General features: G+C 75.0%; 17 protein-coding genes. 13 read left to right on the forward strand and 4 right to left on the reverse strand.

What is annotated here, in order from left to right:
• The first annotated feature begins 17 nt into the window (after positions 1-17).
• On the forward strand, positions 18-686 hold the full coding sequence (locus tag ND486_RS21000; protein WP_251786053.1) for a response regulator transcription factor: 669 nt from the start codon (positions 18-20) through the stop codon (positions 684-686).
• Here ND486_RS21000 and ND486_RS21005 read toward each other — a convergent pair.
• Positions 644-1,291 (reverse strand): TetR family transcriptional regulator, encoded by a 648-nt coding sequence (locus tag ND486_RS21005; protein WP_251786055.1) that lies wholly within the window; start codon positions 1,289-1,291, stop codon positions 644-646. The genes ND486_RS21000 and ND486_RS21005 overlap by 43 nt on opposite strands.
• Before the next feature lie 57 nt (positions 1,292-1,348).
• Between ND486_RS21005 and ND486_RS21010 the strand changes: the two genes are divergently transcribed.
• The 6 genes from ND486_RS21010 to ND486_RS21035 all read left to right on the forward strand — a co-directional run bounded on the left by ND486_RS21010 (position 1,349) and on the right by ND486_RS21035 (position 7,285).
• Positions 1,349-2,968, forward strand: a complete 1,620-nt coding sequence (locus ND486_RS21010) for an anthranilate synthase component I (protein WP_251786057.1) — start codon at positions 1,349-1,351, stop codon at positions 2,966-2,968.
• Positions 2,965-3,615, forward strand: coding sequence for a Trp biosynthesis-associated membrane protein (locus tag ND486_RS21015; protein ID WP_083474955.1), 651 nt, complete (start codon positions 2,965-2,967; stop codon positions 3,613-3,615). Before ND486_RS21010 ends, ND486_RS21015 begins: the two co-directional genes overlap by 4 nt.
• Positions 3,616-3,664: 49 nt before the next feature.
• Positions 3,665-4,534: an indole-3-glycerol phosphate synthase TrpC gene (gene trpC, locus ND486_RS21020; RefSeq protein ID WP_308215870.1), complete on the forward strand. Its 870-nt coding sequence runs from the start codon at positions 3,665-3,667 to the stop codon at positions 4,532-4,534.
• Positions 4,535-4,537: 3 nt separating this feature from the next.
• Positions 4,538-5,470: a prolipoprotein diacylglyceryl transferase gene (gene lgt / locus ND486_RS21025; protein ID WP_251786059.1), complete on the forward strand. Its 933-nt coding sequence runs from the start codon at positions 4,538-4,540 to the stop codon at positions 5,468-5,470.
• Entirely contained in the window at positions 5,467-6,105 is a 639-nt protein-coding gene (locus ND486_RS21030) for a DUF2461 domain-containing protein (RefSeq protein ID WP_251786061.1), read from the forward strand. Before lgt ends, ND486_RS21030 begins: the two co-directional genes overlap by 4 nt.
• Before the next feature lie 148 nt (positions 6,106-6,253).
• Positions 6,254-7,285 (forward strand): M28 family peptidase, encoded by a 1,032-nt coding sequence (locus ND486_RS21035; protein ID WP_251786062.1) that lies wholly within the window; start codon positions 6,254-6,256, stop codon positions 7,283-7,285.
• A 45-nt stretch (positions 7,286-7,330) separates the two neighbouring features.
• Here the strand turns inward: ND486_RS21035 and ND486_RS21040 are convergent, their stop codons facing one another.
• Positions 7,331-7,681 carry a VanZ family protein gene (locus ND486_RS21040; protein ID WP_251786064.1) on the reverse strand — a complete coding sequence of 117 codons (351 nt, stop codon included), beginning with the start codon at positions 7,679-7,681 and terminating at the stop codon, positions 7,331-7,333.
• 111 nt (positions 7,682-7,792) lie between these two features.
• Between ND486_RS21040 and pyk the strand changes: the two genes are divergently transcribed.
• From pyk to ND486_RS21065, 5 genes are read left to right on the forward strand one after another with little or no spacing between them, the layout of a single operon-like run.
• Positions 7,793-9,217 (forward strand): pyruvate kinase, encoded by a 1,425-nt coding sequence (pyk, locus tag ND486_RS21045; protein ID WP_251786066.1) that lies wholly within the window; start codon positions 7,793-7,795, stop codon positions 9,215-9,217.
• Positions 9,218-9,242: 25 nt separating this feature from the next.
• The gene (locus ND486_RS21050) at positions 9,243-10,160 is read left to right on the forward strand and encodes an acyl-CoA thioesterase II (RefSeq protein WP_178375207.1); all 918 of its coding nucleotides are present in this window, start codon (positions 9,243-9,245) and stop codon (positions 10,158-10,160) included.
• Entirely contained in the window at positions 10,157-10,867 is a 711-nt protein-coding gene (locus tag ND486_RS21055) for a dienelactone hydrolase family protein (protein ID WP_226356289.1), read from the forward strand. The genes ND486_RS21050 and ND486_RS21055 overlap by 4 nt, the downstream gene beginning before the upstream one ends.
• Before the next feature lie 19 nt (positions 10,868-10,886).
• Complete coding sequence (locus ND486_RS21060) at positions 10,887-12,200, forward strand: O-acetylhomoserine aminocarboxypropyltransferase/cysteine synthase family protein (protein ID WP_374231525.1); 1,314 nt, start codon at positions 10,887-10,889, stop codon at positions 12,198-12,200.
• Positions 12,197-12,676 (forward strand): CoA-binding protein, encoded by a 480-nt coding sequence (locus ND486_RS21065; protein ID WP_251786069.1) that lies wholly within the window; start codon positions 12,197-12,199, stop codon positions 12,674-12,676. Before ND486_RS21060 ends, ND486_RS21065 begins: the two co-directional genes overlap by 4 nt.
• An 18-nt stretch (positions 12,677-12,694) precedes the next feature.
• On the opposite strand, the gene ND486_RS21070 is transcribed toward ND486_RS21065, so the two are convergent.
• Positions 12,695-12,904 (reverse strand): hypothetical protein, encoded by a 210-nt coding sequence (locus ND486_RS21070; protein ID WP_251786071.1) that lies wholly within the window; start codon positions 12,902-12,904, stop codon positions 12,695-12,697.
• 186 nt (positions 12,905-13,090) lie between these two features.
• Here ND486_RS21070 and ND486_RS21075 point away from each other — a divergent pair, with 186 nt between their 5' ends.
• Positions 13,091-14,494: an FAD-binding oxidoreductase gene (locus tag ND486_RS21075; protein ID WP_251786074.1), complete on the forward strand. Its 1,404-nt coding sequence runs from the start codon at positions 13,091-13,093 to the stop codon at positions 14,492-14,494.
• Positions 14,495-14,501: 7 nt separating this feature from the next.
• On the opposite strand, the gene ND486_RS21080 is transcribed toward ND486_RS21075, so the two are convergent.
• Positions 14,502-15,014, reverse strand: a complete 513-nt coding sequence (locus tag ND486_RS21080; RefSeq protein ID WP_251786076.1) for a hypothetical protein — start codon at positions 15,012-15,014, stop codon at positions 14,502-14,504.
• Positions 15,015-15,021: the final 7 nt, after the last annotated feature.

Here is a 15,021-nt window from a genome sequence, read left to right on the forward strand (position 1 = left end):
GCGTACGGAGGGGAGCGATGACGAGCGACGCGACGGTCGGCGTCCTGCTGGTCGACGACGAGGAGCTGATCCGCACCGGGCTGCGCGCGGTGCTCGAGGCCGACCCCGGCATCACCGTCCTCGGCGAGGCCGCCGACGGCGCCGAGGTCCCCGGGCTGGTCGCCCGGCTGCGGCCGGACGTCGTGCTGATGGACGTCCGGATGCCCGCGGTCGACGGCATCACCGCCACCCGGGCGCTGCTGCGCAGGCCCCACCCACCGCGGGTGCTGGTGCTCACCACGTTCGGCCACGACCGGCACGTCCTGGACGCGTTGCGCGCCGGGGCCGGTGGCTTCCTGCTGAAGCGGACCCCGCCGCGCGACGTGGTGCGGGCCGTGCACACCGTCGCCGCGGGGGAGTCGCTGCTGTTCCCGGCGGCGGTGCGTGAGCTCGTGGCCGGGTTCGCCGCCGACGACGGCGACCGGCTCGCCTCCGCCGGGCTGACCGCGCGCGAGGGCGAGGTGCTGCGCCTGGTGGCGTGCGGGCTGTCCAACGCCGAGATCGCGGAGGAGCTGGTGCTGGGCGTGGAGACGGTGAAGACCCATGTCGCCGCGGTGCTGGCCAAGACCGGGTCGCGGGACCGGACCCAGGCCGTCGTCGCCGCCTACTCCTCGGGGTTCGTCGACCCCAGGTTCCCGGTCAGGTAGCGCTGCACGGTCGGCCCGACCGCGGCGACGACGTCCTCGCGCGGCGCCGAGGCCAGCGGCTCCAGCCGCACCACGTAGCGCATCATGCCGAGCCCGATCAGCTGGGAGCCGACGAGCGCGCCCCGCTCGTCGGGCCGGTCGGGGGAGTGCGCCCGGGTGACCGGGCGCAGGATCGCGCCGCCGACGAACTCACGCAGCATCCGGGCCGCGATGTCGTGACCCGCGACGCTGCGCAGCACCGCCGCCATCGGGGCGCCGCCGCCGGTGTCCCAGACCGTCAGGAACCCCCGCACGATCCGCTCGCCGACCCGGTCGGCGGGGCCGTCCAGCACCATCCGCCGGACCTGTGCGGGGTCGACCGGCAGGTCCAGCGCGGCGAGGAACAGCTTCTCCTTGCCGCCGAACCAGTGGTTCACCATGGCCGGGTCCACCCCGGCCCGTTCGGCGATCCGGCGGACCGTGGCGCCGTCGAAGCCGCGGTCGGCGAACTCGGCGCGGGCGGCCGCGAGCAGCCCGGCCCGGGTGTCCGCGCCGCCGGACCGGCGGCCACGACGCCGTGGCGACGCCCCCGGGCCCGGGGGTGCGGTGGCGCTCGGTTCGGTCATGCGCCCCATCCTCACCCGCGCGAGGGCGGCCGTCACTGCTCGGGGACAATGAGTCGCATGACCCAGCGGACCCAGAACGCATCCGGTGGCGCGACGACGACCGGGGCCCCCGCCCCCGCGGCTCCCGCGGTCGCCGCCCTGGGCGCGGTGAGCCCCACCCGTGAGGAGTTCCGGGAGCTGGCGCGCGCGCACCGGGTCATCCCGGTGACCCGGCGGCTGCTGGCCGACGACGAGACCCCGGTCGGGGTCTACCGCAAACTCGCGGGCGGGACCGCGGGCACGTTCCTGCTGGAGTCCGCCGAGAACGGCCGGTCCTGGTCGCGATGGTCGTTCGTCGGGGCCCGCAGCGCCGCCGCGCTCACCGCCGTCGACGGCGAGCTGGTCTGGACCGGGGAGGTGCCCGACGGCCTGCCCACCACCGGCGACCCGCTCGACGCGCTGCGCACCGTGGTCACCGAGCTGCACTCCGAGCCGCTGCCCGGGCTCCCGCCGCTGACCGGCGGCATGGTCGGCTACCTCGGCTACGACATCGTCCGCCGCGTCGAGCGCATCGCGGACCCGGACGACCCCGCCGTCGACGACCTGGCGCTGCCCGAGCTGGTCATGCTGCTGGCCACCGACCTGGCCGCGCTCGACCACCACGAGGGCACCGTCACCCTGATCGCGAACGCGATCAACTGGGACGCCACCGACGAGCGCGTCGACCAGGCCTACGACGACGCCGTCGCCCGGCTGGACCGGATGACCGGCGAGCTCGCCGTGCCCGCGCCCAGCTCGGTCGCGGTGTACACCCCGACCCGCCCCGAGTTCCTCCGCCGGCGCACCCCCGAGCAGCACCACGCCGCGATCGAGGACGCCAAGGAGCAGATCCGCGCCGGCGAGGCGTTCCAGATCGTGCTCTCGCAGCGCTTCGAGATGGAGTGCGACGCCGACCCGCTCGAGGTCTACCGGATCCTGCGCACCACGAACCCGAGCCCGTACATGTACCTGCTGCGTCTCGACGACGCGGCGGGCGGGCCGCCGTTCTCCATCGTCGGGTCCAGCCCGGAGGCGCTGGTCAGCGTGCTCGACGGGCGTGCCACCACGCACCCCATCGCGGGCACCCGCTGGCGCGGCGCGACCGACGAGGAGGACCAGCTCCTGGAGAAGGAGCTGCGCGGCGACGAGAAGGAGCGCGCCGAGCACCTGATGCTCGTCGACCTCGGCCGCAACGACCTCGGCCGGGTGTGCGAGCCCGGCACGGTGACCGTGCGGAACTTCTTCGAGATCGAGCGCTACAGCCACGTCATGCACCTGGTGTCGACGGTGACCGGGCTGCTGCGCGGCGACCGCACCGCGTTCGACGCCGTCGTCGCCTGCTTCCCGGCCGGCACCCTGTCCGGCGCGCCGAAGGTGCGGGCCATGCAGGTCATCGACCGGCTGGAGCCGACCCGGCGCGGTCAGTACGGCGGCATCGTCGGCTACCTCGACTTCGCGGGCAACGCCGACACCGCGATCGCCATCCGCACCGCGATGATCCGCAACGGGACCGCGTACGTGCAGGCGGGCGGGGGGATCGTCGCCGACTCCGACCCGGCCGCGGAGGACATGGAGTGCCTGAACAAGGCCCGGGCGGTGCTCTCGGCCGTCGCCGCGGCCGGGTCCATGTCACCCCCGCCGGCCCCGGGCAGCGCGTGACGGCGCCCGGCGACGACGGCGCCGCCGCGCACACGGCGGACCGCACCGACCGGCGGGCACTGGGCCTGACCGTGCTCGGACTGCTGCTCGGCGCCGGTGCGCTGTGGGGTGCCGGTGCGGCCGAGTGGTTCGTGCTGGAGGTGCCCACCGCGACCCGCGGCACCGTCGAGCTCGGCGCCACCGGCGCGCAGCTACAGCCCGCCGTCACCGCGGTCGCGGCGCTGCTGGTGGCGGCCGTCGCCGCGCTGGTCGCACTGTCCGGGATCGCCCGCCGCGTGCTGGGCGTGCTGGTCGGGCTCGCCGGGGCGGCCGCGGTGGTGCTGACCCTGCGGCTGGTCGCCGTGCCGCCGTCGGCGGTGGAGCTGGCCTCCGCCCGTTCCGGGCTGACCGCCCCGAACGCCCCCGCGGGCTCCGGCGCGGTCTCGGCGACGCCGTGGCCCTGGCTGGCCGTCGCCGGCGGGGTCGTCGCGCTCGCCGCGGCGGTGCTGCTGGTGGTCCGCGAGCCGCGGCTGCCGCGGCTCGGCGCCCGGTACGCCGCACCCGGGACGCAGGCGGCCACGACACCGGCCGACCCCGACCGGGCGGCCTGGGAACGGCTCGACGCCGGCGGCGACCCGACCGTCGGCCCGCGTGAGGGGGAGAACTAGCATGACCTCGACGTCCGGGCGACGCGCGAGCGGAGGAGGAGTCGGCCCTGTGAGCACTACGGGCACTGCCGGTACTGCCGGACACCCGAACGGGACACCGGGTCGCGTACCCAGCGTCCTCGAGTCCATCGTGGACGGGGTCCGGGAGGACCTCGCCGAGCGCGAGAGCGTCGTCGACCTCGCCGAGATCAAACGGCGGGCCGCGGCCGCGCCGCCGCCGCGGGACGCGATGGCGGCCCTGCGCGAGCCGGGTGTCGGCGTCATCGCCGAGGTGAAGCGGGCCAGCCCGTCGAAGGGGTCGCTCGCCGACATCCCCGATCCGGCCGACCTCGCCGAGGCCTACTCCGCCAACGGCGCGCGGGTGATCAGCGTGCTCACCGAGCAGCGCCGCTTCGGCGGCTCGCTGGCCGACTTCGACGCCGTCCGCGCCCGGGTCGACACCCCGCTGCTGCGCAAGGACTTCGTCGTCACGCCGTACCAGGTGCACGAGGCCCGTGCGCACGGCGCGGACGTCGTGCTGCTGATCGTCGCCGCGCTGGAGCAGCCGGTGCTCGCCTCGCTGCTGGACCGCATCGAGTCCCTCGGGATGACCCCGCTGGTCGAGGTGCACACCGAGGAGGAGTGCGACCGCGCCCTGGAGGCCGGCGCCACCCTGATCGGCGTGAACGCCCGCAACCTGCACACCCTCGAGGTGAACCGGTCGGTCTTCGGTGAGATCGCCCCCGGGCTGCCGTCGCACGTGCTCAAGGTCGCCGAGTCCGGCGTCCGTGGCCCCGGTGACCTGCTCACCTACGCGGGCTGGGGTGCCGACGCGGTGCTGGTCGGCGAGGGCCTGGTGACCAGCGGTGACCCGGCGGCCGCGGTGCGCGGGCTGGTCGCGGCCGGGTTCCACCCGTCCTGCAGCCGCAACGGCGGCTGAGCCGTGCTCGTCACGCTCGCCGCGGCGCTCCCGACGTCCATCCCCAGCCCGGACCGCGGTGTCTGGCACCTCGGCCCGGTCCCGATCCGGGCGTACGCGCTGTGCATCATCGCCGGCATCGCGGTCGCCCTGTGGTGGGGCGAGCGTCGGCTGCAGGCGCGCGGCGGGCGGGCCGGGACGGTGCTCGACGTCGCGGTGTGGGCGGTGCCGTTCGGCCTGCTCGGCGGGCGGCTCTACCACGTCGCCACCGACTGGCGGACCTACTTCGGCCCCGGCGGCAACCCGTGGGGTGCGCTGGAGATCTGGAACGGCGGGCTCGGGATCTGGGGCGCCATCGCGCTCGGCGGGGTCGGGGCCTGGATCGGCTGCCGCCGCCACGGCGTCCCGCTGCCGCTGTTCGCCGACGCGGTCGCGCCCGGCATCATCGTCGCCCAGGCGATCGGGCGGCTCGGGAACTGGTTCAACCAGGAGCTCTACGGCGGCCCGACCACGCTGCCCTGGGGTCTGGAGATCTACCGCCGGGTCGACCCCGCGACCGGGCTGGAGGACCCGCTCGGCGGCGTCGCGCTCGACCCCACGCCGATCGCGGTCGTGCACCCCACCTTCCTCTACGAGCTGCTGTGGAACCTCGTCGTCGCCGCGTTGATCGTGCTGGCCGACCGCCGGTTCCGGCTCGGCCACGGCAGGGTGTTCGCGCTCTACGTCGCGGGCTACACCCTCGGCCGGTTCTTCATCGAGCTCATGCGCACCGACCCGGCGACCCGCGTGTTCGGCGACGTCCGGATCAACGTCGTCGTCTCGGCCGTCGTGTTCGTCGGGGCGGTGCTCTACGTCGCGTTCGCCCGGCGCGGTCGGGAGGACGTCGTCGCGCCCGAGCCTGCGGACACCACCGCGCCCGGGGAGCAGGGCAAGCCCCAGGAGCACGAGGACGCGTGAGCGCGTTCGCGGGCTTCGGCGACGGCGCCGTCGAGTTCTACGACGGCCTGCTCGCCGACAACTCCCGGGCGTACTGGACCGACCAGCGCGAGGTCTACGAGAGCGACGTCCGCGGCCCGATGACGGCGCTGCTCGCCGACCTCGAACCGGAGTTCGGGGCGGGCAAGGTGTTCCGGCCCTACCGCGACGTGCGCTTCGCCGCGGACAAGACGCCGTACAAGACCCACTGCGGCGGCTTCGCCGAGCCGTTCTACGTCGAGGTGTCCGCGGACGGGATGCTCGCCGCGGGCGGCTACTACTACATGGCGCCCGACCAGCTGACCCGCTACCGCGAGAGCGTCGACGACGAGCGCCGCGGCGAGGACCTGCGGGCCCGGCTCGACACCGCCCGCGCCGCCGGGCTCACCGTCGACGGCGCGACGCTCAGGACCCGCCCGCGCGGCACCGATCCCGGCCATCCGCGGCTCGACCTGCTGCGGCACAAGGGGCTCTACGTGTCGCGGAGCTGGCCGCCGGACGACGTGCTGCACCGCCCGCGGGCCCGGGACCGGGTCCGCACGGTGTGGCGGGCCTCCCGCCCGGTCACCGAGTGGCTCGACGACCACGTCGGCCCCAGCGAGCTCCCGCGCCGCTGACCCGCCGCGGCCGCGCCGACGGTCCGGGCGGCGCCCGACGGGTTTCCGTGACACGGTCGACAACCTGCGCGGTGATCCGGACGACGGCCGGGGTACGAACACCGCGGAGGGGCCGACGCGGTCCGGGTCGACGCACGGGGGAGTGGGCATGGGAGTGCAGGGGCGGACGCGGGGCCGGCGCAGCCGGGACGGGCTGCTGGCGCTGGTGACGGCGGCGTTCGTCGTCGCCGGGTGCACCGCCGCCGGGCCCGCCACCGCGCCGCCGCCCGCCGGGGCGCTGTCCCAGCAGGTCACGGGCGCCGCGACCGGCGAGGCCGCGGTGCCGCACCTGCGGGCCCTGGAACGCATCGCCGACGACAACGGCGGCAACCGCGCCGCCGGGACCCCCGGCTACGACGCGACGGTCGACTACGTCGCCGGCGTGCTGCGCGACGCCGGGTTCGACGTCACCACCCCCACCTACGACGCCGGGGACGGCCGCGAGCTGCGCAACGTCGTCGCCCGCACCCGCGGCGGCGACCCCGCCCGGATCGTGCTCGCCGGCGCCCACCTCGACTCCGTGCGCGCCGGCCCCGGCATCAACGACGACGGCAGCGGCATCGCCGGGCTGCTCGCCGCGGCGACCGCGCTCGGCCCGCAGCCGGGCGTCGGCGCCACCGTCTCGTTCGGGTTCTGGGGCTCGGAGGAGGACGACCTGCAGGGCTCGACCGGCTACGTGCGGTCCCTGTCGGAGGAGGAGCGCGAGCACCACCTGCTCTACCTCAACGCCGACATGCTCGGCTCACCCAACGGCGGCTACTTCGTGCAGGGCGGCCGCGGCGAGGACGACGAGGAGCGGGGCCCGTCCGGGTCCGGCGTCGTCGCCTCGGTGCTGGCCGAGGAGCTGGCCGCGGCGGGCGCACCGCAGCCCGAGACCATCGGCCTCTACGGCGACGACGACGGCCCCTTCGCCGAGGTCGGCATCCCGGTCGCGGGCGCGGTCACCGGGGACGAGGACACCAAGTCCCGCTCCCAGGCCCAGCTCTGGGGCGGTGAGGCGGGCCGGGCCTACGACGGCTGCTACCACTCGGCCTGCGACCGGATCGGCAACGTCGACACCGTGAAGCTGGACCGCTACACCCGTGCGATCGCGGCGACCCTGGCCCGTTTCGCCGACGCCACCCAGCGCCCCTCCGGCTGAGCCGGCCGACCGGTCCCACGGGCGGCCGTGGGGACCGGTTCCGGCTCAGAGCCGCGACGACGTCTCGCGGTCCGGCCGTCGGCGCGCCACCAGCACGGCCAGCCCCACCCCGAGTGCCGCCCCGGCGACGTCGACGAGTGCGTCGAGGACGTCCCCGCTGCGCCCGATCGGCAGCAGCGCCTGCGCCACCTCCGACGCCGCGGCGTAGACGACGAGCCCGCCCAGCAGCGGCCACACCCGGATCCCGGCGGCCCGCCCGGTCCACGCCAGCAGCGCGAACAGCAGCAGGTGGACGACCTTGTCGGTGCCCGGAGGCGCCGTCGGGACCCCGGACGCCGGGGTGAACAGGACCACCAGGCTCAGCAGGACCGACAGGACGAACGGCTGGACGCGCACGCCCCCAGTCTGCTCCACCGGTGACCGCCGGGATGAACACCGTCGGACCGGACGCCGACAGGCCGGGTTCCGATCGTCCTGATCGTTCCAGACAGCGCTACCCTGATAGTCGTGACACGTCGAACCAAGATCGTCTGCACCATCGGTCCGGCCACGGCGACCCCGGACCGGATCCGTGACCTCGTGGAGGCGGGCATGGACGTGGCCCGGCTCAACTTCAGCCACGGGGACCGCGCCGACCACAAGCGCGTCTACGACATGGTCCGCGCCGCCGCCGACTCGACCGGGCGCGCCGTCGGCATCCTCGCCGACCTGCAGGGCCCGAAGATCCGGCTCGGCCGCTTCACCGACGGGCCCACCGAGTGGGCGACCGGCGAGGAGGTGCGGATCACGGTCGACGACGTGGCCGGCACCCCCGACCGGGTCTCCACCACCTACAAGGGCCTCGCCCAGGACGCCCAGGTCGACGACCGGATGCTCGTCGACGACGGCAAGGTCGGCCTGCGGGTCGTCGCCGTCGACGGCAACGACGTGGTCTGCCGGGTCACCGAGGGCGGCCCCGTCTCGGACAACAAGGGCCTGTCGCTGCCCGGGATGAACATCTCGGTGCCCGCGTTGTCGGACAAGGACATCGCGGACCTCGAGTTCGCGATGTCGCTGCGGGTCGACGTCGTCGCGCTGTCGTTCGTGCGCAGCCCCGCCGACATCGACCTCGTCCACAAGATCATGGACAACACCGGCGCCGGCCGCGTCCCGGTGATCGCGAAGCTGGAGAAGCCGGAGGCCGTCGACAACCTCGAGGCCGTCGTGCTCGCCTTCGACGGCATCATGGTCGCCCGCGGTGACCTGGGCGTGGAGCTGCCGCTGCAGAACGTGCCGCTGGTGCAGAAGCGCGCGGTGCAGATCGCGCGGGAGAACGCCAAGCCGGTCATCGTCGCGACCCAGATGCTGGAGTCGATGATCACCAGCTCGCGCCCGACCCGCGCCGAGGCCTCCGACGTCGCGAACGCCGTCCTCGACGGCACCGACGCCGTGATGCTGTCCGGTGAGACCAGCGTCGGCCGCTACCCGATCAAGACCGTGCGGACGATGGCCGAGATCGTCGAGGCCGTCGAGGCGGGCCCGGCCGACGTGCCGCCGCTCAACCACGTGCCCCGCACCAAGCGTGGCGTGCTGTCCTACGCCGCCCGCGACATCGGCGAGCGGCTCTCGGCGCGGGCGCTGGTCGCGTTCTCCCAGTCCGGTGACACGGTGCGCCGCCTGGCCCGGCTGCACACCCGGCTCCCGCTGCTGGCGTTCACCCCGGAGCCCGCGGTGCGCAGCCAGCTCGCGATGACCTGGGGCGTCGAGACGTTCCTGGTCGACAAGGTCGACTCGACCGACGCCATGATCCGCCAGGTCGACCACGCGATCCTCTCGATCGGCCGGTTCAAGCCGGGTGACCTGGTGGTCGTCGTCGCCGGGTCGCCGCCCTCCACGGTCGGCTCGACCAACCTGATCCGGGTGCACCGTCTGGGCGAGGACGACCACGCCTGAGGCCGGTTGGGCATACTCACCGACCGTGAGTGCCGATTCCGCAACCGCGCAGACCGCCGCCGACGGTGAACCGCGCGGCCAGGCCGTCCTCGACGACCTGGTCGCGCTGCTGGACCTGGAGCGGCTGGAGGACAACCTCTTCCGCGGGGTGAGCCCGCCGGTGTCGCTGCCCCGTGTGTTCGGCGGGCAGGTCGCGGGCCAGGCGCTGGTCGCCGCGGGCCGCACGGTGGCGGCCGACCGGGGCGTCCACTCGCTGCACGCCTACTTCATCCGGCCCGGGGACCCGAGCATCCCGATCGTCTACGAGACCGAGCGGGTCCGCGACGGCCGGTCGTTCACCACCCGCCGGGTGCTCGCCATCCAGCGCGGCGAGCCGATCTTCTCGCTGTCGGCGTCGTTCCAGCTGCCGCAGAACGGCCTGGAGCACTCCCAGCCGATGCCCTCGGACGTCCCCGCGCCGGACGCCGTCGACGACCTCGGCACCCGCGCCGCCCGCGGCGACGGCGGCTGGATGGCCGGGCTGCCGCGCCCGCTGGACATCCGGCTGATCGACGAGCCGTCCTGGTCGCAGGACCACCCCGGTCCGTCCGACGACCCGATGCGGCTGTGGCTGCGCGCCGACGGCGAGCTGCCCGACGACCCGCTGCTGCACGTGTGCCTGCTCACCTACGCCAGCGACCTGACCCTGCTGGGCTCGGTCGTCGCCCGCCACGACGTGCCCCGGACCGGGCTGCAGATGGCGAGCCTGGACCACGCGATGTGGTTCCACGCGCCGTTCCGGGCCGACGAGTGGCTGCTGTACTCGTGCTTCTCGCCGGCCGCGTCGGGCGGGCGCGGCCTCGCGAGCGGCCGCTTCTTCACCGCCGACGGCCGCCTGGTCGCCACCACCATGCAGGAGGGACTCGTCCGGGTCCCGCGCGCCGGGAGGGACGCACGCCCATGACCGTCGAGTCCGAGATCTCGCTGCCCAGCGTCAACGGCGGCAGGCTGCCCGGCTTCCTGGCCCGCCCCGAGACCACCACCCCGGGCCCGGCGATCGTGATGATCTACGAGATCTTCGGGATGACCCCGGAGATGCGCCGGATCGCCCGCGAGCTGGCCCGCGAGGGCTACACCGTGCTGATCCCGGACCTGTTCGCCCGCGGCCGGGTGAAGCCGCTGTGCATCGCCTCGACGGTGGCGACGATGGCCACCGGCCGCGGCGCCGCGCTCGGTGACTGCGAGTCCGCGCGGCGCTGGCTGGCCGACCAGCCCACCGTCGACGCCGACCGGATCGGGGTCATGGGGTTCTGCATGGGCGGCGGGTTCGCGATGCTGCTGTCCCAGAGCGGTCTGTACCGGGTCGCGGTGCCGTTCTACGGCCGCGCCGGCGTCGAGGTGGAACCGGTCTGTCCGGTCGTCGCCAGCTTCGGCGGCCGGGACGCCCAGTTCGCCGACGGCTACCCGCAGCGCCTGGAGGCCGACCTGACCGAGCGGGGGATCCCGCACGACGTCGTCGTCTACCCCGAGGCCGGGCACTCGTTCATGACGCGCACGCCGGGCGTGAAGGGCGCGGTGGCGCGCCGGACGCCGCTGCACGCGGAGTACCACGAGCCGTCGGCGACGGACGCGACGGAGCGGGTACGGGCCTTCCTGCGCGACCACCTGTAGCCGGGGCAGGATGGGGGGTGTGAGCGAGCGCGATGATCAGCAGGACCGGGCCTGGGGCTTCCGCACCCGGGCCGTGCACGCGGGGACGGTGCCGGACGCCGCGACCGGTTCCCGGGCGGTGCCGATCCACCAGACGACCAGCTACGTCTTCCGCGACACCGACGACGCCGCGGCGCTGTTCGCGCTGCAGAAGTACGGGCTGATCTACTCCCGGATCGCCAACCCGACGGTGTCGGCGCTGGAGGAACGCCTGGCCAGCCTCGACGGGGGCATCGGCGCGGTGTGCACGGCCAGCGGGCAGGCCGCCGAGTTCCTCACCTTCGCCGCGCTCGCCGGGGCGGGGGACCACGCCGTCGCCGCGGCGGGGCTGTACGGCGGCACCATCACCCAGCTCGACGTGACGCTGCGCCGCTTCGGCGTCGACACGACCTTCGTGCCGGGCACCGACCCGGCCGACTACGCCGCCGCGATCCGCGACAACACCAAGTTCGTCTTCGCCGAGGTCGTGTCCAACCCGGGCGGCGAGGTCGCCGACATCGCCGGGCTCGCCGAGGTCGCGCACGCGGCCGGGCTCCCGCTGATCATCGACGCGACGCTGGCGACGCCGTACCTGTGCCGGCCGCTGGAGCACGGCGCGGACATCGTGATCCACTCGGTGACGAAGTTCCTCGGCGGGCACGGCACCACCCTCGGCGGCGTCGTGATCGAGTCCGGCCGCTTCGACTGGGGCAACGGCCGCTTCCCCGGGATGACCGAGCCGGTCCCGTCCTACGGCGGGCTCACCTGGTGGGGCAACTTCCAGGAGCTCGGGTTCCTCACCAAGCTGCGGGCCGAGCAGCTGCGCGACGTCGGTGCCACGCTGTCCGCGCACTCGGCCTTCCTGCTGATGCAGGGCGTCGAGACGCTGCCGCAGCGGATGGAGGCCCACGTGGCCGGAGCGCAGAAGGTCGCCGAGTGGCTCGAGGCCGACCCGCGGGTGGAGTACGTGACCTACCCCGGGCTGCCGTCGCACCGCCACCACGAGCGGGCTCGCCGGTACCTGCCCGCGGGGCCGGGCGCGGTGTTCGCGTTCGGGGTGCGCGGTGGCCGGGCCGCCGGGGCGCGGTTCATCGAGGCGGTGCAGCTGTGCAGCCATCTCGCCAATGTCGGCGACGCCCGCACCCTCGTCCTGCACCCGGGGTCCACCACCCACCAGCAGCTGACCACCGAGCAGCTGGAGCACGCCGGCGTCCCCGAGGACATGATCCGGATCTCGGTCGGGCTGGAGGACCCGGACGACATCGTCTGGGACCTCGACCAGGCCCTCACCGCCTCGCAGAAGGAGACCGCGTGACCTGGGAGAACCCGCCCGCGTGGCGGCGGCAGCAGATCCTGCGCGACACCCGCACCGTCGCCGTCGTCGGGGCGAGCCCCAACCCGGCCCGCGCCAGCAACTTCGTCGCCACCTACCTGCTGGCCTCGACCGCTTTCGACGTGTACTTCGTGAACCCGAACGCGAGCACGATCCTGGGGCGCGCGGTGTACCCGTCGCTGGCGGAGCTGCCGGTGGCGCCCGACCTGGTCGACGTGTTCCGGCGGCCGGAGGACCTCGGCGGCGTGCTCGACGAGGTCCTCGCCCTCGACCCGGTCCCGTCGACGTTCTGGCTGCAGTTCGGGCTGTTCGACGAGGACCTGGCCCGCCGCGCCGAGAGCGCGGGGCTGACCGTCGTCATGGACCGCTGCCTCAAGGTCGAGCACGCGCGGTTCGCCGGTGGGCTGCACCTGGCCGGGTTCGACACCGGAGTGATCACCTCGCGGCGCCGGGACTGACCCGGGTTCCCCCGGCGGTCAGATCCGTTCGGGGGCCCGCCCGGCGTCGTCGACGACCTCCTCGCGCGCCGCCGGGGGAGCGGCCTCGGCGCGGGCCTGCTCCGCCGCCTCGTCGGCCTCCTCCCGGGTGGCGTACTCGGTGAGGACCCCGCACCCGCAGTCGCAGCGCACCACCCACCGGTCGGCGACGTCGGCCATCATCAGCACCTGCGGGTCGTGACCGTCCACGGGGGCCTCCTTCGGTGGTGTGACGGGCATCATTGCGCGCTGCAGCGACGTGCGCCATTCGTGGCACGGGTCCGGTTCGCCGTCGTCAACCGTGACGAAATCCGGGTCGGGACCGTGACAGCAGCTGTGACGGGGGACACGGTGGACCGCCGTCGTCCATCGACCCGCCGATACGGGGGAACCGCCATGACCGCCACCGTCGACCACGTCGCACTCCTCCGCGCCCGGGTGCGGGGCCCCGTCCTCGGACCCGCCGACCCCGGCTACGACGCCGCGCGGCGGGTCTGGAACGCCGCGATCGACCAGCGGCCGGCCGTGCTGGTCCGCTGCGCCGACGTGGAGGACGTCGTGACCGCCCTCGACCACGCCCGGACCTCCGGGCTGGAGGTCGCCGTCCGCGGTGGCGCCCACAACTCCGCCGGGCACAGCGCGGGGGACGGCGCCCTGGTGATCGACCTGGGTGACCTCGACGCCGTCGTCGTCGACCCGGAGGCCCGCCGGGTGCGGGTGGGCGGTGGCGCCCTGCTGAGCGGGATGGACGCCGCCACCCAGGAGCACGGGCTCGCGGTCCCGGCCGGGGAGATCGGGCACACCGGTGTCGGCGGGCTGACCCTCGGCGGTGGCATGGGCTGGCTGACCCGGCGGGCCGGGCTGACCGTCGACCACCTGGTGTCGGCGCAGGTCGTGCTCGCCGACGGCCGGGTCGTGCGGGCCGCCGCCGACGAGCACCCCGACCTGTTCTGGGCGCTGCGCGGCGGGGGCGGCAACTGCGGCATCGTCACCGAGTTCGAGTTCACGGCGGTACCGGTCGGCCCGCTCGTGTCGGTCGGGATGTTCTTCTGCGGCCTCGACGACGGGCCGGCCCTGCTGCGCGCCGCCCGCGACGCGATCGGGCGGCTGCCGTCGACGGTCGGGTTCCAGATCGTCGCCGTGAACGCACCGCCCGCCCCGTTCGTCCCGGAGGAGGTGCGCCTGCGTCCCGGGTGGGCGGTGATCGTCGTCGGCACCACCGGAGCCGTCCCGGACCCGGACGCGGAGCAGGTGCACGACCTGCTCCGCGCGACGCTGCCGGACCGGCTGTTCGAGTTCTGCACCCCGATGCCCTGGACGGCGCTGCAGCAGATGTTCGACGAGGCCAACGGCTGGGGCGTGCACTGCTACGAGAAGGGCTGCTTCCTGCCGTCGCTGACCGACGCGGCCGTCGAGGACCTCGCCGCACACGTCGCGCGGAAGGTCTCGCCGATGTCGGTCGTGCACCTGTACACCCTCGACGGCGCCTTCTCCGCCGTCGACGACGACGCGACCGCGTTCGGCGGCGGCCGCAGCCCGCGGCTCGGGCTGTTCGCGGTCGGGCTCACCACCGACCCGCAGGGCCTCGCCGCGGAGCGGGACTGGGTCCGGGGCCTGGCCGCGGCGATGGCCCCGCACGCGCTCGGCGCCGGCGTGTACGTCAACGCGATGATGGGCGACGACACCGGTCGGGTCCGCGCCACCTACGGCCCCAACTATGCACGGCTCGCCGCGGTCAAGGCGGTCTACGACCCGGACAACGTCTTCCACCGCAACGTCAACGTCCCGCCCGCGAGCTGATCCGGGCTCACCAGCCGAGCAGGCCGACCAGGAACGCGTGGACCAGCCAGAACGGGGCGAACGCCAGCGCGACCAGCCCGCCGGGCCCCACGCCGCGCCGGGCCGGGAACACCAGCGCGACCGCGGCGAGCCCCCAGGGGACGAGCAGGGCGACGCCGCGCAGCGGCCAGGACGCGACCCCGGTGGCCAGCGCGAGCAGCAGTGCCACCGCGACCCAGCCGGCCGTCGCGGCCAGGCACCGGGGCAGCACCGCGGCCGGCCGCGGGAGCGCCGCCGACCGGTCGGCGACCGCGGCCCGCTCCGGCTCGGTGCCCGGCGGGTACGGCGGCGCGCCGGGCAGCGGGGCGTGCGGCCCGACCTCCGCGGACCCGGACGGCAGCGGGTCCACCCCGGACCAGCCGGTCGCGCCCTGCCACGCGGGCGGCGGACCGTCCGGCCCGGAGCCCGGGACGGCGGCGCCGCCGTCCCGGCCGTCGTCCGCCCGGTCGCCGTGGGTGCCGTCGCCGCGGGTGCCGCTCATGCGGCGA

Source organism: Pseudonocardia sp. DR1-2 (assembly GCF_023717215.1).
GTDB classification, from domain to species: Bacteria; Actinomycetota; Actinomycetes; order Mycobacteriales; family Pseudonocardiaceae; genus Pseudonocardia; species Pseudonocardia alni.